General features: G+C 27.2%; 19 protein-coding genes and 2 pseudogenes. 18 read left to right on the top strand and 3 right to left on the bottom strand.

Annotation, left to right across the window (positions count from 1 at the left end; all coding sequences use genetic code 11):
• Positions 1-18: 18 nt before the first annotated feature.
• From ACUN06_RS08835 to ACUN06_RS08765, 15 genes and pseudogenes are all read left to right on the top strand, one after another.
• On the top strand, positions 19-1,536 hold the full coding sequence (locus ACUN06_RS08835) for a class I SAM-dependent DNA methyltransferase (protein ID WP_449389652.1): 1,518 nt from the start codon (positions 19-21) through the stop codon (positions 1,534-1,536).
• 27 nt (positions 1,537-1,563) lie between these two features.
• Positions 1,564-2,859 (top strand): restriction endonuclease subunit S, encoded by a 1,296-nt coding sequence (locus ACUN06_RS08830; protein WP_449389651.1) that lies wholly within the window; start codon positions 1,564-1,566, stop codon positions 2,857-2,859.
• Between the two features lie 54 nt (positions 2,860-2,913).
• The gene (locus tag ACUN06_RS08825) at positions 2,914-3,075 is read left to right on the top strand and encodes a four helix bundle protein (protein ID WP_449390265.1); all 162 of its coding nucleotides are present in this window, start codon (positions 2,914-2,916) and stop codon (positions 3,073-3,075) included.
• 105 nt (positions 3,076-3,180) lie between these two features.
• Positions 3,181-6,432 carry a type I restriction endonuclease subunit R gene (locus ACUN06_RS08820; protein ID WP_449389650.1) on the top strand — a complete coding sequence of 1,084 codons (3,252 nt, stop codon included), beginning with the start codon at positions 3,181-3,183 and terminating at the stop codon, positions 6,430-6,432.
• A gap of 74 nt (positions 6,433-6,506) precedes the next feature.
• Positions 6,507-9,821 (top strand): sigma factor-like helix-turn-helix DNA-binding protein, encoded by a 3,315-nt coding sequence (locus tag ACUN06_RS08815; protein ID WP_449389649.1) that lies wholly within the window; start codon positions 6,507-6,509, stop codon positions 9,819-9,821.
• A gap of 14 nt (positions 9,822-9,835) precedes the next feature.
• Positions 9,836-11,182: a DEAD/DEAH box helicase family protein gene (locus ACUN06_RS08810; protein ID WP_449389648.1), complete on the top strand. Its 1,347-nt coding sequence runs from the start codon at positions 9,836-9,838 to the stop codon at positions 11,180-11,182.
• Complete coding sequence (locus ACUN06_RS08805) at positions 11,183-11,353, top strand: hypothetical protein (protein WP_294161508.1); 171 nt, start codon at positions 11,183-11,185, stop codon at positions 11,351-11,353.
• 1 nt (position 11,354) lies between these two features.
• A complete protein-coding gene (locus tag ACUN06_RS08800) occupies positions 11,355-13,382 on the top strand; it encodes an AAA family ATPase (protein ID WP_449389647.1) in 2,028 nt (675 codons plus the stop codon).
• 6 nt (positions 13,383-13,388) lie between these two features.
• Positions 13,389-13,841 carry a hypothetical protein gene (locus ACUN06_RS08795; protein ID WP_294161504.1) on the top strand — a complete coding sequence of 151 codons (453 nt, stop codon included), beginning with the start codon at positions 13,389-13,391 and terminating at the stop codon, positions 13,839-13,841.
• Positions 13,842-14,239: 398 nt separating this feature from the next.
• Positions 14,240-15,387: pseudogene (locus tag ACUN06_RS08790) on the top strand (IS3 family transposase).
• A gap of 211 nt (positions 15,388-15,598) precedes the next feature.
• Positions 15,599-15,760 carry a hypothetical protein gene (locus ACUN06_RS08785; protein WP_449389646.1) on the top strand — a complete coding sequence of 54 codons (162 nt, stop codon included), beginning with the start codon at positions 15,599-15,601 and terminating at the stop codon, positions 15,758-15,760.
• A gap of 121 nt (positions 15,761-15,881) precedes the next feature.
• Positions 15,882-18,365 carry a DEAD/DEAH box helicase family protein gene (locus ACUN06_RS08780; RefSeq protein ID WP_449389645.1) on the top strand — a complete coding sequence of 828 codons (2,484 nt, stop codon included), beginning with the start codon at positions 15,882-15,884 and terminating at the stop codon, positions 18,363-18,365.
• A gap of 71 nt (positions 18,366-18,436) precedes the next feature.
• The gene (locus ACUN06_RS08775) at positions 18,437-18,745 is read left to right on the top strand and encodes a nucleoside triphosphate pyrophosphohydrolase (RefSeq protein WP_301953926.1); all 309 of its coding nucleotides are present in this window, start codon (positions 18,437-18,439) and stop codon (positions 18,743-18,745) included.
• A 53-nt stretch (positions 18,746-18,798) separates the two neighbouring features.
• Positions 18,799-19,392: a class I SAM-dependent DNA methyltransferase gene (locus tag ACUN06_RS08770; RefSeq protein ID WP_449389644.1), complete on the top strand. Its 594-nt coding sequence runs from the start codon at positions 18,799-18,801 to the stop codon at positions 19,390-19,392.
• A 209-nt stretch (positions 19,393-19,601) separates the two neighbouring features.
• A complete protein-coding gene (locus tag ACUN06_RS08765) occupies positions 19,602-20,015 on the top strand; it encodes a hypothetical protein (protein WP_449389643.1) in 414 nt (137 codons plus the stop codon).
• 193 nt (positions 20,016-20,208) lie between these two features.
• Here ACUN06_RS08765 and ACUN06_RS08760 read toward each other — a convergent pair whose 3' ends face one another.
• From ACUN06_RS08760 to ACUN06_RS08750, 3 genes are all read right to left on the bottom strand, one after another.
• Positions 20,209-20,649, bottom strand: a complete 441-nt coding sequence (locus ACUN06_RS08760; protein WP_449389642.1) for a hypothetical protein — start codon at positions 20,647-20,649, stop codon at positions 20,209-20,211.
• 24 nt (positions 20,650-20,673) lie between these two features.
• A complete protein-coding gene (locus ACUN06_RS08755; RefSeq protein WP_449389641.1) occupies positions 20,674-21,048 on the bottom strand; it encodes a hypothetical protein in 375 nt (124 codons plus the stop codon).
• A 91-nt stretch (positions 21,049-21,139) separates the two neighbouring features.
• Positions 21,140-22,195 (bottom strand): IS1595 family transposase, encoded by a 1,056-nt coding sequence (locus ACUN06_RS08750; protein WP_006785445.1) that lies wholly within the window; start codon positions 22,193-22,195, stop codon positions 21,140-21,142.
• 263 nt (positions 22,196-22,458) lie between these two features.
• On the opposite strand from ACUN06_RS08750, the gene ACUN06_RS08745 reads away from it, so the two are divergent.
• The 3 genes and pseudogenes from ACUN06_RS08745 (at position 22,459) to ACUN06_RS08735 (ending at position 24,036) form a co-directional block, all read left to right on the top strand.
• Positions 22,459-23,358 (top strand): BRCT domain-containing protein, encoded by a 900-nt coding sequence (locus ACUN06_RS08745; protein ID WP_449389640.1) that lies wholly within the window; start codon positions 22,459-22,461, stop codon positions 23,356-23,358.
• Positions 23,359-23,549: 191 nt separating this feature from the next.
• Positions 23,550-23,804 (top strand): annotated as a pseudogene (locus ACUN06_RS08740) (helix-turn-helix domain-containing protein); the annotation flags it as partial.
• A gap of 109 nt (positions 23,805-23,913) precedes the next feature.
• Entirely contained in the window at positions 23,914-24,036 is a 123-nt protein-coding gene (locus ACUN06_RS08735) for a hypothetical protein (protein ID WP_291735912.1), read from the top strand.
• Positions 24,037-24,167: the final 131 nt, after the last annotated feature.

Below are 24,167 nucleotides of genomic sequence, written 5' to 3'. Positions count from 1 at the left end.
AAGTTTGGAGGAATATAAATGTCAAGTGCAAACATTGGATTTGAAGAAACGCTATGGAAATCAGCAGATAAATTAAGAGGAAGTATGGATTCAGCAGAATATAAGTATGTAGTATTAGGTCTTATATTCATGAAATATATATCAGATAAATTTGAAACTAAATATGAAGAGTTAGTTGAAGAAGGAGATGGCTTTGAAGAAGATAGAGATGAATACGAAGCAGAAAATATCTTCTGGGTACCAAAAGAAGCAAGATGGGGTTATTTAAAAGATAATGCAAAAGACCCTAAAATAGGACAAATAATTGATGATGCAATGATTCTTATAGAAAAAGAAAACCCTACATTAAAAGGTGTTCTTGATAAGAGATATGCAAGACCAGAACTTGATAAAAGAAGACTTGGAGAGCTTATAGATTTAATTTCAACTATAAGACTTCATAAAAATGGTGAAAAGGACCTTTTAGGTAGAGTATATGAATATTTCTTAGGACAATTTGCAAGTTCAGAAGGAAAAGGTGGTGGAGAGTTCTATACTCCTACATCTGTAGTTAAAACTTTAGTAGAAATGATAGAGCCTTATAAAGGTAGAATATATGACCCAGCTTGTGGATCAGGTGGTATGTTTATTCAAAGTGAAAAGTTCATTGAAGAACATGCAGGTAGAATAGGTGACTTATCAATATATGGTCAAGAGCTTAATGCAACAACTTGGAAACTATGTAAGATGAACTTAGCTATTAGAGGTTTAGATGGTAACATAGGACCACATCAAGCAGATACTTTCCATGATGATTTACACAAAACATTAAAAGCAGATTATGTACTTGCAAATCCGCCATTTAATATTAGTGACTGGGGCGGAAATAAATTAACAGAAGACGTTAGATGGAAGTACGGGGTACCACCAGAAGGTAATGCAAACTATGCATGGCTTGAACATATAGTATACCACCTTGCACCAAATGGAGTTGCAGGAGTAGTTTTAGCAAATGGGGCTTTATCTTCAAATACTTCTAATGAAGGAGTAATAAGAAAGAATCTAGTAGATGCAAAACTAGTAGATGCTATAGTAGCATTACCTGAAAAATTATTTTATTCTACACAGATACCAGTATCTTTATGGATATTAAATAGAAATAAAAAGGATAACCCTAAGTTTAGAGAAAGAGAAGATGAAATATTATTTATAGATGCTAGAAACTTAGGAACTATGGTAGATAGAAGACATAGAGAGTTAAGTGAAGAAGATATTAAGAAAATATCAGATACTTACCATAATTATAGAAATTTAAATGGACAATATGAAGATATTAAAGGATTCTGCAAAGCAGCTAAATTAGAAGAAGTAAGAGAACATGAATATGTACTAACTCCAGGAAGATATGTAGGAATTAAAGAGCAAGAAGATGATGGAATTCCATTTGAAGAAAAGATGAAAGCTTTAACAAGTGAGCTAGGAGAACTATTTGAGAAGTCAAGACGCCTAGAGGAGGAGATTAAAAAGAATCTAGGGGGAATAGGATTTGAGTTTTAATTAAGAATTGAGAATGGAGAATTAAGAATGAGTAGTGAGTTTAAAAAAGCTAAATTAGTTGATTTATGTGAACTAATAAGCAGAGGAATAACACCTTCATATACTGAGGATATTGAAGAAGGAGTTGTAGTATTAAACCAAAAATGTATAAGAGATAATAGAATTAACTTTGATTTAGCAAGATTAACCAATTCAAATAAGAAAAAAGTTACCGAAAATAAGTATTTAAGAAAATATGATATATTAGTAAATTCTACAGGGGTAGGAACTTTAGGGAGAGTTGCCCAAGTAAAAAAGTTGGATAAAAAGATGACAGTAGATAGTCATGTTACTATAGTAAGACCAAAAGCAGAAATTGACCCAATTTATCTAGGGTATTATATGTTTATGAAACAGAAATACATAGAGTATTTAGGCGAAGGTTCTACAGGTCAAACTGAATTATCAAGAGTGAGATTAGGAGAAGCTTTGGAAGTTAATTTTCCAAGTTTAGAAGAACAAAAGGCAATAGCAAAGGTATTATCAGATTTAGATGAAAAGATAGAAACAAACAATAAAATAAATAAAAAACTAGAAGAAATGGCTCAAGCTATTTTTAAACAATGGTTTGTTGATTTTGAATTTCCTAATGAATATGGTAAGCCATATAAAAGTAGTAGTGGAGAAATGGTTGAAAGTGAGTTGGGAATGATTCCTAAGGGATGGGAAGTTATATTATTAGATGAAATTGTTGATACATTCAATGGTTATTCTTATAAGGGAAAAGAACTTTCAGAATCAGAGGATGCAATGATTACAATAAAAAATTTTGATAGAAATGGTGGGTATAAGATGGATGGGCTAAAAGAAATAGTAATATCTGATAAGGTTAAACCACACCACTTTGTAGAAGTAAATGATATTATAGTTGCGCATACTGATTTAACGCAAGGGGCTGAAATTATTGGTAATCCAATAATGATTTTTTCAAAAGGTAGCTATGAAAAATTAATAATGTCAATGGATACAGTTAAGGTTAAATCTAAAATTAAGGAAATGAACAATGAACTATTATATTTCATATTAAAAGACTACAGATTTAAACAATATGCTTTAGGATATGTTAATGGAACTACGGTATTACATTTGTCTAAAAGTACAATACCACAATATAAAATTGCATTACCTTATGACAAGTCAATTATGAATCAATTAGGTAATAATTTATCTCCAATTATGAGTAAGATTGCTAACAATTTTAAAGAAAATGAAAAGTTAATAATGTTAAGAGATACGTTATTACCAAAACTTATGTCAGGTGAAATAAGAGTACCGATAGATTAGTTGAGAATTCAGAATGGAGAATTAAGAATTTGGATAAAATTTAAATAATTCTTTATTCTCAATTATAAAAAAGAAGCAGGAGAAGCTGAGTATTGGATAGAGCTTTTAATGGCAACAGAATATTTAAATGAAAAAGAAGGAAATTCAATCCTAAATGATTGTGTAGAAATAAAGAAAATATTACATTCAATTGTAAAGAAAATAAAAAGTAGTTAAGGTGAGTTGAGAATTCAGAATTGAGGATTAAGAATTGGGTAAAAACTTAAATAATTCTCAATTCTCACCTCTCAATTCTCAATTATTTAAGTGGGGTGTGGAAATTTGAGTTTATTTGAAAATTTCACAGAAGATCTTTTAGAGCAAGCAGCTATAGAGATACTTCAAGAATTAGATTATAGTTATGCTTTTGGGCCAGATATTGCATATGATGGTGATACTCCTGAAAGAAATAATTATAAAGATGTTTTATTAGAGCAAAGAGTTAAAGATGCTTTATTTAGTATAAATAGACATTTACCAGAAGAAGCTTTAGAAGATGCTTACAGAAAAATTATTACATTTAATAGTCCAGTATTAGTTGATAATAATAAAGAGTTTCATAAGCTTTTAGTTGAAGGTATAGATGTTTCTTTTAGTAAAGATGGAGCTATTAAAACTGAAAAAGCTTATATTATAGATTTTAAAAATATAAATAAAAATGATTTCTTAGTAGTAAACCAATTTACTATAGTTGAAAAGGAAGAAAGAAGACCAGATTTAATTATTTTTGTTAATGGTATTCCTTTAGTAGTAGTTGAATTAAAATCAGCTAGTGATGAAAATGTAGGTATTGAAGAAGCTTATAATCAAATTCAAACTTATAAGAACGATATACCAAGTTTATTTAATTATAATGCATTTTGTATATTATCAGATGGTATAAATGCTAAAGCTGGTACTATTACTTCTAATGAAGAGAGATTCATGAACTGGAGAAGTATTGATGGTGGAACTATTGCATCTTTAGATGTACCACAATATGAAGTTATGCTAAGAGGTATGTTATCTAAGGAGCGTTTATTAGATATAGTAGAAAACTTCTTATTATTCCAAACTTCAAGAAAAGCAGATTATGATGCTAATGGTAATAAAATTGGAGATAAGGCAGTTAATATAAAAATATTAGCAGGTTATCATCAATACTTTGCAGTTAAAAAAGCAGTAGAAAAAACTAAATTAGCTTGTAGTGAAAAGGGAGATAAAAAAGCCGGTGTTATTTGGCATACTCAAGGTTCAGGTAAGAGCTTTTCAATGGTATTTTATGCAGCACAATTAGTAAAGCACTTAAACAATCCAACAATAGTTGTTTTAACAGATAGAAATGACTTAGATGATCAATTATTTGGAACATTTGCTAAATCAGCTGATATTTTAAGACAAACTCCAAAGCAAGCAGATGTTAGAAAGCTTTCAGATGAGCAAAAACAATCTAATGTTAAAGCTAAAGATAATTCAAAAGAAGTAAATGGATTATTTGATTTACTTAATGATAGAGAATCTGGTGGAATTATATTTACAACTATCCAAAAGTTCAAGCCAGAAGATGGAGAAATGCCTGCTTTAACTGATAGAAGAAACGTAATTATAATGGCAGATGAAGCTCATAGAAGTCAATATGGATTTGAAGCTAAAACAGATAAAGAAGGTAATGTTAAATATGGATATGCTAAATATTTAAGAGATGCACTTCCTAATGCAACATTTATAGGATTTACAGGTACTCCAATTGAACTTGATGATAAATCAACTCCAGTGGTATTTGGTGATTATATTGATATTTATGATATGACTAGAGCTGTTGAAGATGGAGCTACTGTAAAAATATATTATGAAAATAGAATAATTAAGCTTGATACTAATGAAGATATTATTGAAGAAATTGATGAAGAATTTGATGAAATAACAGAAGGTCAAGAAGATAATGATAAAGAGAAGTACAAGAGCAAATGGTCAAGATTAGAAGCTGTTGTAGGTTCTCCAAGTAGAATTAAAAAGTTAGCAGAAGACATAGTAAATCACTATGAAGAAAAAGCTAAAACTGTAGATGGAAAAGCTATGATTGTTTGTATGAGTAGAAAAATCTGTGTTGATCTTTATGATGAAATAATTAAATTAAGACCAGATTGGCATTCTGATGATGTTGATAAAGGTAAAATAAAAGTAGTTATGACTGGTAGTGCAGCGGATAATGAAAGATTACAAGCACATATTGGTGGTAAACAAAGAAGAGATACATTAGCTAATAGAATGAAAGATAATAATGATGAATTAAAAATCGTTATAGTAAGAGATATGTGGCTAACAGGTTTTGACGTTCCATCAATGCATACTATGTATATAGATAAGCCAATGAAAGGACATAACTTAATGCAAGCTATTGCTAGAGTTAACAGAGTATTTAAAGATAAATCAGGTGGAGTTGTAGTTGACTACTTAGGAATTCTTGAAAGTCTTAAAAAGGCATTAAAACAGTATACAGATAGTGATAAACATAATACTGGTATAGACACATCTGCAGCTATTGCAGTAATGGTTGAAAAGTTAGAAGTATTAAGAGATATGGTGCATGGACTAGATTATTCAGGATATATGGGAGATTCTCAAGCACAAAGAATAAGAGCTATTACTACTGGTATGAACCTAGTTTTAGGTTTTGATGAAAAAGATCAAAAAGAATTTAAACAAATTGCTACAGAATTAGCAAAAGCTCATGCTTTATGTGCGGCTACAGATGAGGGGAAAGAAGTTGCTTTAGAAGTAAGTTACTTTAAAGCTGTAAAGGCAAGTTTAGTTAAGCTAGATACTAAAAAAGTAGTTAAAAAATCAAAGCAAGAGATGGAAGCAAGAGTTAATCAATTACTAGAAAAATCAATAATATCAGAGGAAGTTATTGATGTATTTGATACTTTAGGAATAAAAAGACCAGATGTTTCAATTCTTTCAGAAGAATTCTTAGAAGAAGTAAAAGGAATGAAAGAAAAGAATCTTGCAGCTGAAATGCTTAAGAAGTTATTAGAAGGTAACTTAAAAGCTATGGAAAGAACTAATTTAGTTAAATCTGAAAAGTTCTCAGAAAAGTTAAAGAAAACTTTAAATAAATATAGAAATCAAGCAATAACTAATGCAGAAGTTATTGAAGAGTTAATTAAGATGGCTCATGATTTAAAGAATATGAAAACTAGAGAAGAAGAGCTAGGATTAAATTCTGATGAAATTGCTTTTTATGATGCATTAACTGATGATGATGCAGTAAAAGAGTTTATGACAGATGAAACTTTAAAGATGATTGCACATGAATTAACTTATGCTATAAGAAGAAATATTTCTATTGATTGGAGCATAAGAAAAAGTGCCCAAGCAGGTATGAGAAGGATAATTAAGAGACTTTTAAAGAAATATGATTATCCACCAGATAAATCTAAGAAAGCTTTAGAAACTGTTTTAAGACAAGCAGAGTTAATGTGTGGGAATGTAGATTTTAATGATGAAGAATATGAAATGGTAGCAGAGAATAAAAGTGAATATGAGGCATAATTAGAATAGAATGAGATATAAAAAAAGTCTCATTCTATGTATTAACTTGTAATATATGATAAGTAGGTGTAAATATGCAAGAGTATATTAAAATGCCATATTGGATAAATGGGTGGCAAGATATGATTAGTGATAATCTCATTAGTTTTAGAAATTTAATAGATAACAAAAATAGCTATAAAATAGAGTTAAGTTATTTAAGAAATTATTATTTGCAAAATCAAGATACATTTAGAGATGTAGTTGATGAGATGGCTTTAAGAGGGTTTGAATTTCACTTAACAAAACCAAATGTGCTATTTTATGATAAGAGATATGAAAATGTAGAATTTCTAAAAGCAGAAGAGTATGCTGATTTTACCAATATTGATTTTGAAATATTCTCATTAGGAAATTTTATATCGAGATTTAAAGTTAAAAATAATGAATTTTTTAATTATATACCATTAGAGGGCTTTAAGGTATTAAATCCTGAGATTAATATTGAGAAATTAAAATTAGAATTTAATAAAAATGGTTTTGAATTTTATAAGGTTTCATCTAGTAGTAATGATTTAGTACTTGACAAAGTAGAATGTGTAGAAGATAGAAATATTTATACATTTGAATTAGAAAAAAATTATAGAGAGAGTAGTGAAGAAAAAATAATAGTTAATTTAGATGATACTAATAGTTATAATGAAGAAAATAGTCTATGTACTGATGATAGGGTAGAGAAGTATTTTTATGGTAATGCATATCTATTTGCAATGAGATATTTAACAATGAATGGAGTTAAATATTTAAGGCAAATAACAAATGAAACAATAATTAATTTATGTAAATCTAGGGGTATAGGTGTTATAAAAATTAAAAAAATTATAGATAGATTAATTGAAATATATCAAAATGAAAGAGATTTTATAAAAATTAATTATGATATTTTTGATATAGATTTTTGTTTTTGCATATCAAATTTAGAGGATGCAAGAGAATTTTTTAAAGGTGAAATGAATCTTAAAGATAGTGCGGAGATAAATGAGAGACATTTAGAATTATTTTCAAATAAAAAGGGAGTTACTAAAAAGAAATTAGAACTAGTGATAGAAATATTACAAAGATTCAATAGCATTGAAAGAAAAAGGCCCTTTAAAAAAGAAGTTAAGATAGAGTTTGTAGGATATTGGTATGAAAAGTTTAAAAATATTAGTATTAACGAAATCGGAAAAATTTTCAATGTTGATAAAGAAATTTGTTCGCCATTAACTTTAGAGCAAATAAATAATAAGGATATTATAGATTTAGGGTTAATGGATAATTATGAAGAGATAAACAAGATTTCAGAAATTATTAATAAAACAAAACAATTAAGATATCTTTTAGAAGAAGCTATAAAAAGTATTAATGATAAAGAAAAAGAAGTACTTGAATATAGGTATATATATGGAGATACATTAATTGCAATAGGAAAGAAACTAAACGTTACAAGGGAAAGAATTAGGCAAATAGAAGTACGAGGAAAGAATAAATTTGTAAAATATTTATTAAATAATAATTTTCATACAGTATTATCTTTAGAGTTTATAGGAAGAGATTTTTTCTTTATAAAGGAATTATTACAATTTTTTAAGGAAGAGAATATATATTATTATAAGATTATATTAAATGAGATTGGTAAAATATATATTTTTGAACCATTAAATTTAGTATATTTTAAAAATTATCAAGGAATAGATAAAAAAATAGAATCTATAGAAGCTATAATAAATGAATTGCCTGAATTTTTTAATATATATGACAATTTAGACACTTTAATTAATGGAATAACAGCATTAGGCATTGATGATGTAAGTTTAGAACAAGTTGAAGATTTACTTATTAGTTATAGGTATAAAATACAAGGGGAATATGCTACAAAAGTTAAGATGACATTATATTCTACGCTTGAAGAAATATTTAAGGTGTATATAAAGAAGCCGATACGATTAGATGATGACGGAGCTAAACAAATTTCTATTATTGCAAAGAAGCATTTTGATTTTGATTTAAATAATAGTGTTAAAACTATGGAGGGAAGAATACGCGATAATAAGGATATAATATTGGTGGATAGACTTACATTCGTTCATATAGATAACTATGATTTTAATAGGAAATATGTATTGAAAGCATATAATTATTTAAAAGAAATTTTCAAAATTAAAGATTTTGTTAATATTGGAGTTGTTTTTAATGAATTTAAAGATGAGTTTATTGAAAACGGAATTAATAATAAATTAGCATTATATTCATTAATTCAATATTATTACGGAGATGAATTTAGAGTTGGTAAGGGTAATACGTTAGATATATACAAGGATATAAATACTGATATTACATCCAGAGAAGATAAGTTAATTAAGTTTATTAATGATAATGGAGGCTCTTCTACAAAAGATGAAATTCTTAATAGCTTAGGATGGACAGAAGCAAAAATTGAAAATGCAATTTGTGATTCACAGAATATTATTAGGTATGGAAAGTTTATTACCACATTACAACATTTAAATATAACAGAGGGTGAAAATAATGAGATATCAAAAGTAGTTAAGAAACTAATGTTTAAAGATGGATATACAACATCTATTTTGTTACTAAAAGAAATTATGTTTAATAGTGAACTTAGTGATTTTATTAGAAGAAATAGAATAAAAAGCAATGAAACTATAGCAGCGATTGTAAAGAAACTTTTACCCAATATAGATGGGCATATTAATTTCTTATATAATGAAACATGTAAATATAAAAGTGTAGAAGATGTAGTAAGAAATAAATTTGAAAACACTTTCTATAGGGAAGATATAAGAAAATTTATGTATTCTTTGGGATATAAAGAGATGATGTATAGTAGAACAGTCACCAATATTATTGAAGAAGGTACTTTTGTTGAGATTGGAAATGACGAGTTTGTTAATTCTAAAGATTTTAATATTGATGAAGATGTAATAAAAGAAACAAAAGAATACATAGATAGTCAATTTCATGATAATGAATATTTAGTTTTATCAGAATTAAAAGGATATAGAAAAGCTTTACCGTATATTGATTATAAGTGGACTCCGCATTTAATTAAAAGCGTAGTAGCAGGAAAAGGATATAGACAAATAAGACGAATTTTTCAGGACTCTAGATCGGAAAAAGTTATAATTGTAAGGGAAAATAGTGAAATTAAATCTTTTGCTGATTTTCTTTATTATATTATAAAGAATGAGTATAGAGGTAATATGCATGAAAGAAAAATATATGACTTTTTATCTGAAAAAGGAGTTGTTACAAGTCAAGAAGATATTTTGGATAAGAAAATACCGTATGATTTAAAGGTATCAGGAAGAATAATAATAGATGAGGTTGGAAGAGTAGAATTGATATAGTTAGTGGAGGTAATATGATTACAGCGCGAGATTATCAGATTAATGCAATTAATAAGTTTAGGAATAATCAATGGCGAGGGATATTAGAAATGGCAACTGGAACTGGTAAAACAATAACTAGTTTGCTTATTGCTAATGAATATAAGAATATCAACAAAGGAATATTTTTAATAATTTTAGTACCTTTTACGCATCTTGTAGATCAATGGGAAGAAAACTGTGAACTATTAGGTTTTAGAAATTTGTTAAAGTGTTACGGATTAAAAGATTCATGGAAATATAAGCTTCAAGGAAAGGTTAGAGATTTCAATATTGGAATTTCTGAGATGGAAGTAGTTATTTCAACTTATAAAACAGCATCGTCTATTGAATTTAATGAAATAATAGGGGAAATAAGAAGTAGATCATTTATTATAGGTGATGAATGTCATTATTTTGGAATAAAAGGACTTAGAAATCATAACTTTAATGGAATAGATGCAAGATTAGGATTATCAGCTACTCCTGATAGGTGGTGGGATAATAATGGTACAACTTTTCTGAGAGAATTTTTTGGTGATACTATATATGAATATTCTATGGAAGAGGCAATAAGTAATAGCATTTTAACAGAATACAAATATTCACCAATAATAATTGATTTAATTGAAGAAGAATCTAAGCGATATGAATATTTCACTAAAATTTTAATAAATAAGATCAATAGCAAAAATGCTGATAAAGAAGAAATTGAAGAGATAAATAGAAAAAGAAGTATGATACTATCAAAGGCAAAAAATAAAAAGGATACTCTTTTTGAAATATTTAAAAATAAAAATATTAATGAAGTTTCACATACATTAGTATATTGTGCGCCAGGAGAGATAAATGAGATAACATTACAATTATCTTATATAGGGTACAGGGTTCATAGATTTGATTCAAATGTACCTTTGAAAGAGCGTGGAAAGGTATTGAAATATTTTTCTATGGGTGAGATTCAAATATTAGTGGCTATTAAGTGTTTAGATGAGGGGGTAGATGTACCAAGTACTAGGGAAGCATACTTTTTAGCAAGTACATCAAATCCTAGAGAATTTATTCAGAGAAGAGGTAGGGTTTTAAGAAGAGCTAAAGGAAAAAATTTAGCACAAATTTATGATTTTATAGTTATTCCATCCAATATATCTGAAAGGCTATATAAAACTATTGTATCAAAGGAATTGCCAAGATTTGCTGAATTTTCTAGATATGCTATTGATAGATTTCAAGCTAGAAGTTTAATTTCACCATATTTAAGGATATATTCTTTAGAATATTTAATGGATAAACTACCTTGGGATGTATATAACGAAATGATGGAATTAAGGGAGGAAATATAGATGGATATTAATGTGAATTTATCTGAAAAATTAAAAGAAATGCCAAGTGATATTAGATTTATTGCATTTCAAATATTAAAGGAAATTGAAAGGGGAAATAAATCTCAGTCGCAAATTGAAGAAGTAATTTTAGCGGAAATAAGAGAATTAATGGTTGAGGAGGAGTTATAACATGAAGCTTTTAAGTATTACATTAGAAAATTTTAGACAATTTTATAATAAGCAAAAGATTGAATTTTCTGATGGAGATAGAAATGTAACAGTAGTATTCGGTGAAAATGGTAAAGGAAAGACTGGAATATTTAGAGCCTTAGTGTTTGGGTTATTTGGAGAGGTATATTTAGCTCAAGATAATAATAAGGATAAAATACACTTAGTAAACCTCTTAAAGCTAGATGAAAATGAGGGTATGCCTGTTAATGCAACCGTTAAAATAGAGTTTGAGCATAAAGGAGAGAAGTATTTTATAGAAAGAATTGCTCAGGGATATAATATGAATAATATTATAGAAGAGAGAATATTATCACCTAAATTATATAAAGTAGATAGTAATGGAAATTTTTCAGCAAATGTTATTGAAGATGAAGAAGAAATTAAAATAATATTAAATAGTATAATAGACCAAAAAATTAAAGATTTTTTCTTATTTGATGCTGAAAAAATTGAAACTTTAGCTAAAACTGATGCAAAAGTTAAAGATGAAGTAAAAACTGTAATAGTTAAGTTATTGCAAATAGATAAACTTGATAAGGGTATTTCTATATTAAAGAACTTATATAATAAAGAAAATAAAAATATTATTGAAAGGTCAAGTAATTTAGATTTAAAGAAAAAAGAGAAGGAGATAGAAAGTAAAAAGTTAGAAATAAATAATTTAAATGAAAAGATACAGTTGAAAGAAAATGATTATAATTATTGTATTTCAGAGATTGAGAAAAGTGAATTAATGCTTGCAGAAAATGAAGGAATTAGAAAGCTTCAGAATGAAATGAATATTGTAAGAGATAAAAAAGATAATAAGTTACAATCTTTAAAATATTTAAAAGAGGCATTGAAAAATGAGCATTTTAATCAAGGGCATATGATATTAATGAAAGATTCATATCAAGCAACAAAAAGTTATTTAAATCAAATAGTAGTGGAACAACAGGATTTAATATCGATAGAAGTAATAGAAAAATCTTTAAGTGATATGGTATGTAGTTGTTGTAAAACTGATCTTAACAAGTTTAAAGAAGCATATGATAACATAATAAAAATGAAGGAGAATTATAAGAGATCAGAAATAACACCATTAGTTACAGAGATTAATGGAACAATTCATGAGTATTCTAATAATAAGGATGAAATATTAAGCAAAATTAAAAATAAATTAAAAGAGATAAGGTTTGTTAAAGATGAAATAGAGTCTTTAAACAAGGAGATTGATAAATTTAAAGAAAATATTAAAGAGTTTAGCAATAGTGAGGTTAATTTAAAAGAAATTGAAAACAATCTTGAAAGTAAGAAAGAAACTAGCGAGAAATTAAAAGTTGAAATTGAAAAGTTAAAATTTGAAGTTGAATTGAAAGATAAAGAATTAAGTAAGCTAGAAAGAGAAAATAGTGATTTAATGGAGCAAGATACTGCTTTAAAATATGATCATAAAAGATTAGATTATATTTTAAAATTAAAAAATAGTTTTGAAGAAATATTTAAAGAGTATAGTGATGATATGAGAGAACAGTTGAAGAAGGAAACAAGTGATATTTTTAGAAGATTAATAGATATAAAAGATAAAAATTTAATTGAAAGTATTAAAATTAATGAAAAATATGAATTGGAACTTTATAACTGGAATGGAATTAAAATAACTCAAGATATTTCTCAAGGACAAAAACAAGTTATGGCGCTATCATTTATTACTGCTTTAGCAAAGGTTGCATCTGGAGGAGAAGAAAATGTTGATTTCCCATTATTTATGGATACTCCTTTTGGAAGAATAAGTGGGAAGAATAGAGATAATTTGATAGAGAATATACCAATGCTTACATCACAATGGATATTATTATTAACTGATACAGAGTTTACAGTAAGTGAGGAAATGAAGATAAAATCAACTAAAAAATTAGGTAGATGGTATAAATTGGATCAAATTAAACCTGGTCATACTGAAATAGTAGAGATTAGTTTAAATGATCAAATAGCTACAAGGAGGTAATTTAAAATGGATTTTTTATCAGAGCAACAGCTAGTATTTACTAGTAAAAGATATGAGGCAATATATAAGAGTTTAAATAATTTAATTGATGTAAAGTATCATGATTTATTTATGTTATGTGCTGTTATAGGATTTAGAAATAATAATAAATTAACTGTAGAGGAGAAAGGTCGTGAATTTAGAAGTAACTATCTTTCAAGAGAGCAAAAGGCTACAGCATATTCGATAATTTTAAATGATAATGAGTTAGAAAAAAAAATAAATAGATTTGAAGATAGAGAGTTTATTGTAAAAGCTAGAAAAAGATTAGAGGAATATGCAGAAGGTGGAATGGAGATATTAGTGAATACTGTCTTTAAATCAAAATGGAATGGTGAAATTCTAGATGGAAGTTATGATGAGTATGAAATAGATATAATTAGTTATATTTATGAGCAGGCATTGGAGGTACCTTTCTAAAAAGATAAAAATTAAATTTGAAATTAAATATTATCAGTAAAATTTTATTATAATAAGTTTTTTAAAATAATCTAAAAGGGGCTGTATCAAAACAATTTTTGATACTAGTAGAATAAGAAATGGAGGTGCTGTCGCACTAAATAATTAGTGCACAGCTCATTTTTGTTAAAAAAATAAATCCCAAACTCCACGAGTTTAGGATTTATGGTAAAATATTTTTCATGCTAACAAAAAAAATCTTACAACAAAATTATACTTTAAATCGAAAGTTTTATTAATTAAAACTTCTTTTTGATATAGATTGCATAATTCCAGATAATGGTGTTAGTATAAAGTAGTGGACACATTAAGACGAACTAAGTTAAAATAATATTTAGTTAAGAAAGGATGTGTCCATTATGGGAAAGGGCAGAAGATACGATCAAGAATATAAGGATATGATAGTAGAGTTATTTAAATCAGGAATGAGCTTAGCAGAGCATCGTCTACGAATATGGCATTGCAAAATCAACAATTAACGGCTGGATTAAAGATGTAAAAGAAATTAAAATAGATGAAAATGAAGTTATGACATTAAAAGAAGTAAAAGCTTTAACAAAAGAAATGGCAAGAATTAAAGAGGAAAATGAAATATTAAAAAAAGCTATGGCCATATTTGCAACAAGAAATTAGATGAAGTGATAGAATTTATAAATAATAATAAAAGCAAACATGATATTAAGACTATGTGTACCGTTCTAGGCGTAGCCAGAAGCACATATTATAAATCTTTTGATAAAACTAAATCTGCAAGAGAACTAGAAAATGAGGAATTAAAATCAGCTATTAAAAGGATATATAAAGAGAATAAAGGCATATATGGTGCTCCTAGAATTCATTATATACTTGGTATAGAAGGCTTCAATGTATCATTGAAGCGAGTTCAAAGACTAATGACTAAACTTAACCTTTGTGCAGTAACTGTAAAGAAATACAAGCCTCATTCAAGTAAAAAGGTAGTAGAAGATTTAGAAAACGTTTTAAAAAGAGACTTTACAACTACTTATATTAATGAAAAATGGGTAGGAGATATTACATATATTCATACTAGTAGGGATGGTTGGTGCTATTTAGCTTCAGTTCTTGACTTACATTCTAAAAAATAATTGGCTACGCTTTCGGTAAAAGAATGACTAATGATTTAGTTGTTAAAGCTTTAAAAAATGCTTATTACAATCAAAATCCTAATAAAAATAAGCATATAATATTTCATACAGACTTAGGATCTCAATATACTAGTAATGATTTAAAAGAGCTATGTAAAGAGTTTAATATTATACAATCATTTAGTAAAAAAGGTTGTCCTTATGACAATGCTTGTATAGAATCTTTCCATTCTTCAATAAAGAAGGAAGAAATCTATAGAAATACATATCGTACCTTCGAAGAAGCCAATATAGCTATATTTAAATATATTGAAGGTTGGTATAACAGAAAAAGGATACACTCTTCTATTAATTACATGATACCAGAACAATGTGAATTATTAGCTAGAAGTGCAGCATAAAAAAGTTTGACTTTTTGTGTCCAAAATATTGACATAAGACCAGAATACTTCAATTAAATTAGCAAGTATAAATGGTAATATAGTTAATAATCCAGCAAAAGGACAATATGTAGTTAATGGGAATAAGGCATTTGTAGTTACAACAGATATTAAAGAAAACTTAGGTTCACCTAAACCATTAAAAATTGAAAAAACATATGGCAGTTTAGATATGATTACAATTCTTAATCAAATTTATGCGTTATCACAAATACATATTGGCTCAACTAAAAGTATGAGGTTGCCAATAACTACTGGTTATGCAGATAAGATATGCAAGGCAATAGAATTTATACCACAAGGTAAATTAAGTGATAAATTATTTTTCTTATAATTATAAAACTGATCGTAATTATAAAACTGATCTTTAATGCGGTCAGTTTTAATTTTAAATAATGTATAATTATTATTAAATAAAAAATAAAAACTAGCTTTAGTTAGTATTAGGTGATTAAATGATAAATAAAGTAAAAGAAGTAAATAATGATATAGAAATAAAAGAAAAATCAATAAATTACAACACAATAACAACTTCAAACTCAATAACAGGAGACAAAGACCATATCTATCCAAAACTAAAACAAAGCTTCAAAACAGCAACAACAATAGACATAATAGTATCATTCCTAATGGAATCAGGAGTAAAACTACTATTACAAGATCTAAAAGAAGCACTAAATCGAGGAGTGAAAATAAGAATACTTACAGGAAACTATCTAAAAATAACACAACCACAAGCACTATACCTACTAAAATCAGAACTAAAGGATAAAGTAGACTTAAGATTTTACAATAATCCAAACAAGTCATTTCATCCAAAAGCATATATGTTTCACAATCCAATAGATAGCGAAATATATATAGGATCATCAAATATATCAAGAGGAGCATTAACATCATCAATAGAATGGAACTATAGATTCTTAAAATCAGCTGCTCCAAATGACTTTAAAGTATTTTATGATACCTTTGAAGATTTATTTAACAATCATTCATTAATAATAACAGATGAAGTGTTAAAAGATTATTCAAAACAATGGACAAGACCTAATATTTATAAGGATATTGAAAAAGAAGAAAGTAAAGAAGATAATGTTATAAATATATTTGAACCAAGAGGAGCTCAAATTGAAGCATTATATTCATTAGAAAAATCTAGAGAAGAAGGCTTTGATAAAGGACTAGTGGTTGCTGCAACAGGGATAGGAAAAACATATTTATCAGCCTTTGATTCAGCTAAATATAATAAAATTTTATTTGTAGCTCATAGAGAAGAAATAATAAAACAAGCAGCTCAAAGCTTTAAAAATGTTAGAAACTCTGATGATATTGGATTCTTTTATAGTAACCAAAAGGATACAAAAAATTCATTTATATTTGCACTAGTACAAACCTTAGGTAAAGAGCAATATTTAAATGAAGAATATTTTTCAAAAGATTATTTCGACTATATAATAGTTGATGAATTTCATCATGCAGTTTCTAGTAACTACAAGAAAATAATAGATTATTTTACTCCAAAATTTTTATTAGGAGTTACTGCAACACCAGAAAGACTTGATTCTAAGGATGTATTTGCACTTTGTGATTATAATATGGTTTATGAAGTAAGGTTAAAGGATGCAATAAATAAAGGGTGGCTAGTACCTTTCAGATATTATGGTATTTATGATGAAACTGTAAATTATGAACATATAGATTATAAAAATGGTAAATATGATGATAAGCAATTAGAAGAAGCTTTAATGTTAAATAAAAGAGGAGAAGTTATATTAAATCATTACCTAAAATATAATTCAAAAAGAGCAATTGGATTTTGTGCTTCAAGACATCATGCAGAATATATGGCAAAGATATTTAATGAAAATAATATACCATCAGCAGCTGTTTATAGTGGAGAAAAAGGTGAATATTCTGAAGAGAGAAATATAGCTTTATCTAAGTTAACTTCTGGAGAGTTAAAAGTTATATTTTCAGTAGATATGTTTAATGAAGGTTTAGATGTACCAGCAATTGATATGGTTATGTTTTTAAGACCAACTCAATCACCAACAATATTCTTACAACAATTAGGAAGAGGTTTAAGAAAGTTTAAGGATAAAAAATATTTAAATGTTTTAGACTTTATAGGTAATTATAAAAAAGCTAATTTAGTTCCATTTTTATTAAGTGGAAAGGAATATTCAGCTTCAGAATGTAAGAAAAATAAACAAGGTGACTATGAATTTCCAGAAGAATGTATTGTTGATTTTGATTTTAGGATAATAGATATCTTTAAAAAACAAGCAGAAAGGGAAATGAAGGTTAAAGATAAAGTTAAAGAGCAATTTGAAGTTGTATCACAGATGTTAGGATATAGGCCAAGCAGAGTTGAATTATTTACTTATATTGATGATGAAGTTTATCAAAATATAAGAAGTAAAGCAATGAATCCATTTTCTAATTATCTAGAATATATAAAAGAAAATGATAAATTAACGCATGATGAAGAAATATTGTATAATTCTAGAGGAAGAGAATTTATTAATATGATTGAAACTACTAGTATGAGTAAAACTTATAAGATGCCAGTTTTATTAGCCTTTTATAATTATGGAGATGTAAAGATGGAAATATCAGAGGATGATATTTATAAAAGTTTTTATAATTTTTATAGAAAAGGATCTAATAAGGTTGATATGCTTAAGGATAAGGGAACAAGAGAATTTGAAACTTGGGATAAGAAAAAGTATGTTAGCTTAGCTAATAATAATCCAATTAAGTTTTTACTTAAGACTCATGGTGAGTTTTTTAAGGAGAAAGAGCAATGTTTAATAGCACTTCAAGATGACCTTAAGGATATTATAAGTAATGAAGCCTTTAAGAAGCACATGAAAGATTCTATTGATTTTAGAGTTGAAAGTTATTATAAGAATAGATTTTTTAATAGAAAAAAATAGTATACAATATTATTAAAGGAAGCTAATTGAATTTAGCTTCTTTTTAAATTTCAAATTTTAAGGAGTGTATTATGAAGGTTTATAATAAATTAGTTAGAGATTTAATACCTCAAGTTATCAAAAATAGTGGTAAGGAATGTGAAATAGAAATTGCTGATAAAGAGCAAAGAACAGAATTACTTGAAGCTAAGTTAATGGAGGAGGTTAATGAATATTTAGAAGATAAGAATTTAGAAGAACTTGCTGATGTTATGGAAGTATTATTTGGTCTTGCACATAATCTTGGATATAGTGAAGAGGATTTACTTAACAAGAGAAGAGAAAAGCTTGAAGAACGTGGTGGCTTTAAAGAGGGAGTAGTTTTGAAAAAGGTGTATTAGTATAGATTTTATATAAATATAGTATTTAAATTATTTTAAAGGAAATAAGCCAAATGATAAATAACACATTAGATTTTTACAATAACAATTCAAAATCATATATAGAAAGTACACTATCAATAGATATGAGCCATTTATACAATGATTTCCTAAAACACATACCAAAGGGGAGCAATATACTTGACTTAGGATGTGGTTCAGGAAGAGATAGTCTTGAATTTATAAAAAGAGGATACAATATTACAGCAGTTGATGGATCAAAAGAATTATCAATTGCTGCAAGTAAAGTTATAGGACAAGAAGTAATTTGCAATAAATTTGAAGACTTACAATTAACAGAAAAATTTCATGGAATATGGGCATGTGCTTCATTGCTTCACATAAACAAAAGAGACCTAATTAATGTAATAAAAAATATATCATCTAATTTAGAAGAAAATGGAGTATTTTATATGTCATTTAAATATGGAAAAGGTGAATATATTGATGAAAAAGGAAGATATTTTAACTGCTATACAGAAGAAACATTTAAAGAAATGATATTAGCAGTTCCAAAATTAGAAATAATTAAGATATATAAATCAGAAGATACAATTGGTGGAAGAAATAACTTACAGTGGCTAAATGTATTGTTGAAAATAAATTAAAGTTATAAAAATGGGTATATAATGATTTTTAAGGAAAATCACTATATACCTTAAACTGCTTAAAATATTATTTATTATAAAATCCTTATTCTAAATTTATAAATTATTCACTATAAAATATAAAAAAAATTAAAAAATTTGTTATAATACTATTTGATAAGTATAGGATTTATAGAAACAAATGGAATAGTATAAGGAGGTATAAATTTATGATAGAAGCAATGGAACAGCAAATGATAAATAGCATAAATGGAAGATGGACAAAGGATAAAAGTAAAAGAAAAGAAATAGATATTCATAAATTAGCTGAATGTTTCAGAGTGATTTGTTCAAGTAGAAGTTCAGTTTTGTTTATTATTGATTCATTAAAGAAAACATCTAATGAAAACTCTATATTAGAGTTAAAAAATAAGATACAGTGGATTTATGATTGGGTGACAGAAGATACTTGTAAAAGTATATTAGATAAATATGATATGGAAATAAAGGATAAGAAAAAGGAAACTGAATATAGAGCTGAAATTCCTGTAATTAATGAATATTTTGAAACATTAAAGAAGAAAGTTATAAATGAAACTATGACAAAATTATTAATATTTTATAAAGTTGAAATAGAGGTATAAATTTATGATAAGTCCAAAAAGAGAGTGGAAAAGGTTTGAATCACAAGAAGAAAAAATAAAAACATTAAAAGAATTGGCTTTGTTTTAAAATAGTGTTGAAATTAGCATAACATAATAGGATGTCCATTTGGACATCCTATTTGAATCGCAATAATTTAAAATTGTTCGCTAAATCAACTCTACAAATTGGAAGTTATTCCATTTTCCATGCTCCGCCTTTGCTCTCGTAATAGTTTTGCAATGCATGGACTACTTCTGGAATAGTTTTTAAGGAATTAATATCTATTTCCTCATAAACTGTTTCGTCACCCTCAATTTCTAATATTTTACCGTCATCCCTCATTTTTATGTAAAACACCTCAGTTTCACCGCCTAATTCGCAAGTTATAGTAGATTCCATTGTAATACTTTGAGAAGTCGTTGGGAACAGTATGAAGCCGATTAACGCAACAACGATTAATACAAACACAAATATACATTTCTTATCTACTTTCTTAAATAGCACCACGAACATAATGAGAAGAAATATAATACCCAAAATGCTGTTTGCTAAATTTGTCTGCGAATAGTAGAACTTCATGCAGTTGTTAATCGTATCAACTAACATCCCCGCAACAGGAAGTGCATACAACACACTACCCCAAACTGTCTTTTTGTTTCAATAGAACAAGACATAAGCTACAAGTCCGCAAAAAACAGCTATACCAATCCAGTGGAATAGATGGTTCCATTGGAGAAACTTATCAACTGTTACATTTGGGGTGAAAAAATCAATGATACCTTGTAACAAATAATAACTGATACACATACTGGATAAATATGAGAAGGTATTTATCATTGCATTTTTATTTGAAGAACTAAAGTAAATCACAAATGTTGTTGAGAATATCCAAAAGCCAAAAGAGCTTGCAATAGAACTCCAACCCCATAAATCATCATTAGGATAAAAATTCAATAATTCAGTAATCAGACCAATAATTGCACCAAAACATATTACCTCTATATATGATTTTTTCGCATACTTAGATTTCATGTCTTTCCTCCTTTCAAATTAAATACAATTGTTCATCAATCATTATATTTATTGTACACTAAAAATAGTAAAATTAAAACAAATTTTACCTTTATACATATATTGGTCTTCTAATCTTAAAATCCTTTATTAAAGATACAGAATGTGTTGAATTAGCATGAATAAAGAACTTTTTAGGTTTATTCCTTTCCATTTCTGTTTTAAATAATTGGGTCCATTTATACCAAAATAGGTAGTTTGTTAGGAACTTGGTTGAAACACCATTAAACTTTCTTATCCATCTTTTTAAGCTACTATGAAAAGCATTGACTCTTTGAATATTATAAATATCCACAGTTTTTCTCCCGCCCCTAATTTGATGTAATTCAAAATTATGTTGAGCCGCAAATGGGATATAACTCCTATGTTTATCAGTACATAAAATAGAATTTTTTTCAACAACCTCTGATAAAGCCCTATTTATATCAGTATAGTTAGGTCTGCCATCACATATTAAACCAGTATATATATTTCCTAATCTATCTACACCACATAATACACAGGCAAATTCCTTTGATATACCTCTTGTATTTATTTCTTTACCACGCTTTCTTGATTCCCTTGGCATAGTAAAATTAGAACTTTTGCTATGATTCCCTTTATAGCTAAGGGCAAAGTATGTCTCATCGAGTTCAATAACACCCTCAAGAGAGCCGTAGCCAATAAATTTTCTAATAGCGTCTATAATTTTATGTCTCCAAAAGAAAGCTGTTGCAATATTAATCTCAACAATTTCTGCACATTGCCTAATAGTGTTACCATTTATCATACATTGAGCATATAGTAGCCATTTATCTAATCCCTTTTTACTACTTGAAACCGGGGATTTAGAAAAATCATTGAAAGTTTTTTTGCACTCTGGATTTTGGCATTTATACCTTTGTTTAACGCCATTCTTACCATGATATTTTCCATACTTAGATATTTTATCATGATTGCAAAAAGGACAGCACTTCCCCTTGTTAAATCTATTTTCAGCGATTTCTTCATCTATAGAGTTAGTTATTCCATTTGACATCAATACAGTCTTTAAAAAATCAAATACCTTCTCTTGCTCATATGTATTTAATTGTGAAACTTGCTGAATAACATTATTAACTCTTGGCATAAAAAACCTCCTAAATAGTAGTTATATTATATATTATAACCATATTTATAGAGGTTAATCAAATTTCAACAGTTTATTAAAACAAAGCCAAAGAATTAAAAATAATAAGTCCAAAAGCAAATGAAATTAAGGAATTATATTACAAAGGTGCATATACTAAAGATGCAGTAAAATGTGATATTGTTGGAATAGTTGATAATAATGAAATAATATTAAATATAAATGATGAATTACATAGTATACATCCAGATTACCTATTAGATATGCAGAAAAAAGAAAGATTTATAATTGTAGATATAGAAACTCCAAGAAGCTTCAGTCCTGCTGATGGAATAAGAGAAGTTGCAGCAGTTGTTGTTGAAGATTATAGAGTAATAGATACCTTACATTTAGCAATAATTACTGATGAGGAAAAATATAAAAATGGATATGGAGATGGATTAGAAGCAATTGAAGAAAATGAAGAACTTAAAACACAATTTAAGAATTTACTAAAAAAATATAAATATCCTTTAGTAGCTCATAATGCAAGCTTTGATAGAAACTTCTTAAGCTATTGGGGGTGGGTTGATGATAAACAAGAGTTTTATTGCAGCATGAATACAATAAAGCAAAAAGAAGTTTTACCATCATATAAGTTAGTTAACTTATTAGAGCATTATAATATCAAAAAAGGACAATCACACAATGCATTACAAGATGTTTTGGATTTATTAGATTTATTAAAAGTTATAAAGCCAGAAAGATGGTGTGCTTTAAGTATATCAAGATCAGTTTCAAAGAATGATAATAAACAAGGAAAAGATGGTACTAAAAGTTCAGCAAAGTCTAATAGTTTTAGAAAGTTTGCAAAGGATAAGGAAAAAGTTGCAGAAGAAAAAGAAATGATTGAGTTTGCTAAAAATAATTTAATAAAGGACATATTTAATAAAAAGAAAATAGTTTTTACTGGTGATATGTCTAAAAGTAGAGCTGAGATGAGAGCTACAGCTATAAGATATGGGGCAGATTCTCCAACAAGCATAAGTGGAAAAACAAATATTCTTGTTATAGGGGAAGAGGCTGGTAAGAGCAAGTTAGAAAAGGCTAAGCAGCTTGGAATAGAAATAATTAATGAAGATGAATTTTGGAATATTATAAATAAAGAAACAAGCATGGAATAAAATTGAGTTTTATTAATAACCTTAATATAAGCAGCATTTGAATTATATCAAGTGTTGCTTTTTTTTGTGCAGAAAATTGTAAAGTTTAATATTGAATTAAATTTTATATTTTAACAAAAAATAAAAGATAGCTAATAAAAAATAGTTTAATACACTACTGTTTATAACATTAGGAGGAATGTTTATGAGAATATTTAGTTAAAACATTTGGGTGTACTAGATTTATATATAATAAAATGTTAGCTGATAAAATTGAGTATTATAAAGAAACTGGCGAAATGTTAAAAAATACACCTGCACAATATAAAAAAGAATTTGAATGGCTAAAAGAAGTTGATTCATTAGCACTAGCAAATGCTCAACAAAACTTAGAAAAAGCTTATAAAAACTTTTTCAGAGATAAATCTATAGGATTTCCTAAATTCAAATCCAAAGTAAAAACTTACTAAAATTAGTAATATAATTTTGGTATTATCTTGAGGTAGGAACTACCTTGTAAGCTTGGGTAAACTTGTACCGTTAGGTATATTGACCAAGAAGCTCCCAATTCTATAAGTGGAGAGTAGTTCACGACCTTTAGCAGTTGAAGCTGGTTTTGGTAAATGGGGAAATAGTGGTATTATAGAAAATGAAAAGTATGGCACTAATTTTATGATTACAGCTGTATTTTATAGATAAGAGATATATGAGCACTTCAATTAGCAGTGTTCATTTTTTTAGAAATATAAATTACAGATTTTGTTATTTTATTTGGAAGTATTTCTTTTATATTTGAGATAAAAAATTCTTTCATTTATTTATTATATTAA

This window comes from Clostridium sp. ETTB3 (assembly GCF_053571985.1).
This window is presented reverse-complemented; position numbering and strand designations above follow the sequence as displayed.

What these genes read in the sequence shown, in the direction of transcription:
- ACUN06_RS08835 (WP_449389652.1), top strand. Translation starts at nt 19, where the DNA reads ATGTCAAGTGCAAACATTGGATTTGAAGAAACGCTATGGAAATCAGCA.
- ACUN06_RS08830 (WP_449389651.1), top strand. Translation starts at nt 1,564, where the DNA reads ATGAGTAGTGAGTTTAAAAAAGCTAAATTAGTTGATTTATGTGAACTA.
- ACUN06_RS08815 (WP_449389649.1), top strand. Translation starts at nt 6,507, where the DNA reads ATGCAAGAGTATATTAAAATGCCATATTGGATAAATGGGTGGCAAGAT.
- ACUN06_RS08810 (WP_449389648.1), top strand. Translation starts at nt 9,836, where the DNA reads ATGATTACAGCGCGAGATTATCAGATTAATGCAATTAATAAGTTTAGG.
- ACUN06_RS08805 (WP_294161508.1), top strand. Translation starts at nt 11,183, where the DNA reads ATGGATATTAATGTGAATTTATCTGAAAAATTAAAAGAAATGCCAAGT.
- ACUN06_RS08800 (WP_449389647.1), top strand. Translation starts at nt 11,355, where the DNA reads ATGAAGCTTTTAAGTATTACATTAGAAAATTTTAGACAATTTTATAAT.
- ACUN06_RS08795 (WP_294161504.1), top strand. Translation starts at nt 13,389, where the DNA reads ATGGATTTTTTATCAGAGCAACAGCTAGTATTTACTAGTAAAAGATAT.
- ACUN06_RS08785 (WP_449389646.1), top strand. Translation starts at nt 15,599, where the DNA reads ATGATTACAATTCTTAATCAAATTTATGCGTTATCACAAATACATATT.
- ACUN06_RS08780 (WP_449389645.1), top strand. Translation starts at nt 15,882, where the DNA reads ATGATAAATAAAGTAAAAGAAGTAAATAATGATATAGAAATAAAAGAA.
- ACUN06_RS08775 (WP_301953926.1), top strand. Translation starts at nt 18,437, where the DNA reads ATGAAGGTTTATAATAAATTAGTTAGAGATTTAATACCTCAAGTTATC.
- ACUN06_RS08770 (WP_449389644.1), top strand. Translation starts at nt 18,799, where the DNA reads ATGATAAATAACACATTAGATTTTTACAATAACAATTCAAAATCATAT.
- ACUN06_RS08765 (WP_449389643.1), top strand. Translation starts at nt 19,602, where the DNA reads ATGATAGAAGCAATGGAACAGCAAATGATAAATAGCATAAATGGAAGA.
- ACUN06_RS08755 (WP_449389641.1), bottom strand. Translation starts at nt 21,048, where the DNA reads ATGAAATCTAAGTATGCGAAAAAATCATATATAGAGGTAATATGTTTT.
- ACUN06_RS08750 (WP_006785445.1), bottom strand. Translation starts at nt 22,195, where the DNA reads ATGCCAAGAGTTAATAATGTTATTCAGCAAGTTTCACAATTAAATACA.
- ACUN06_RS08745 (WP_449389640.1), top strand. Translation starts at nt 22,459, where the DNA reads ATGCAGAAAAAAGAAAGATTTATAATTGTAGATATAGAAACTCCAAGA.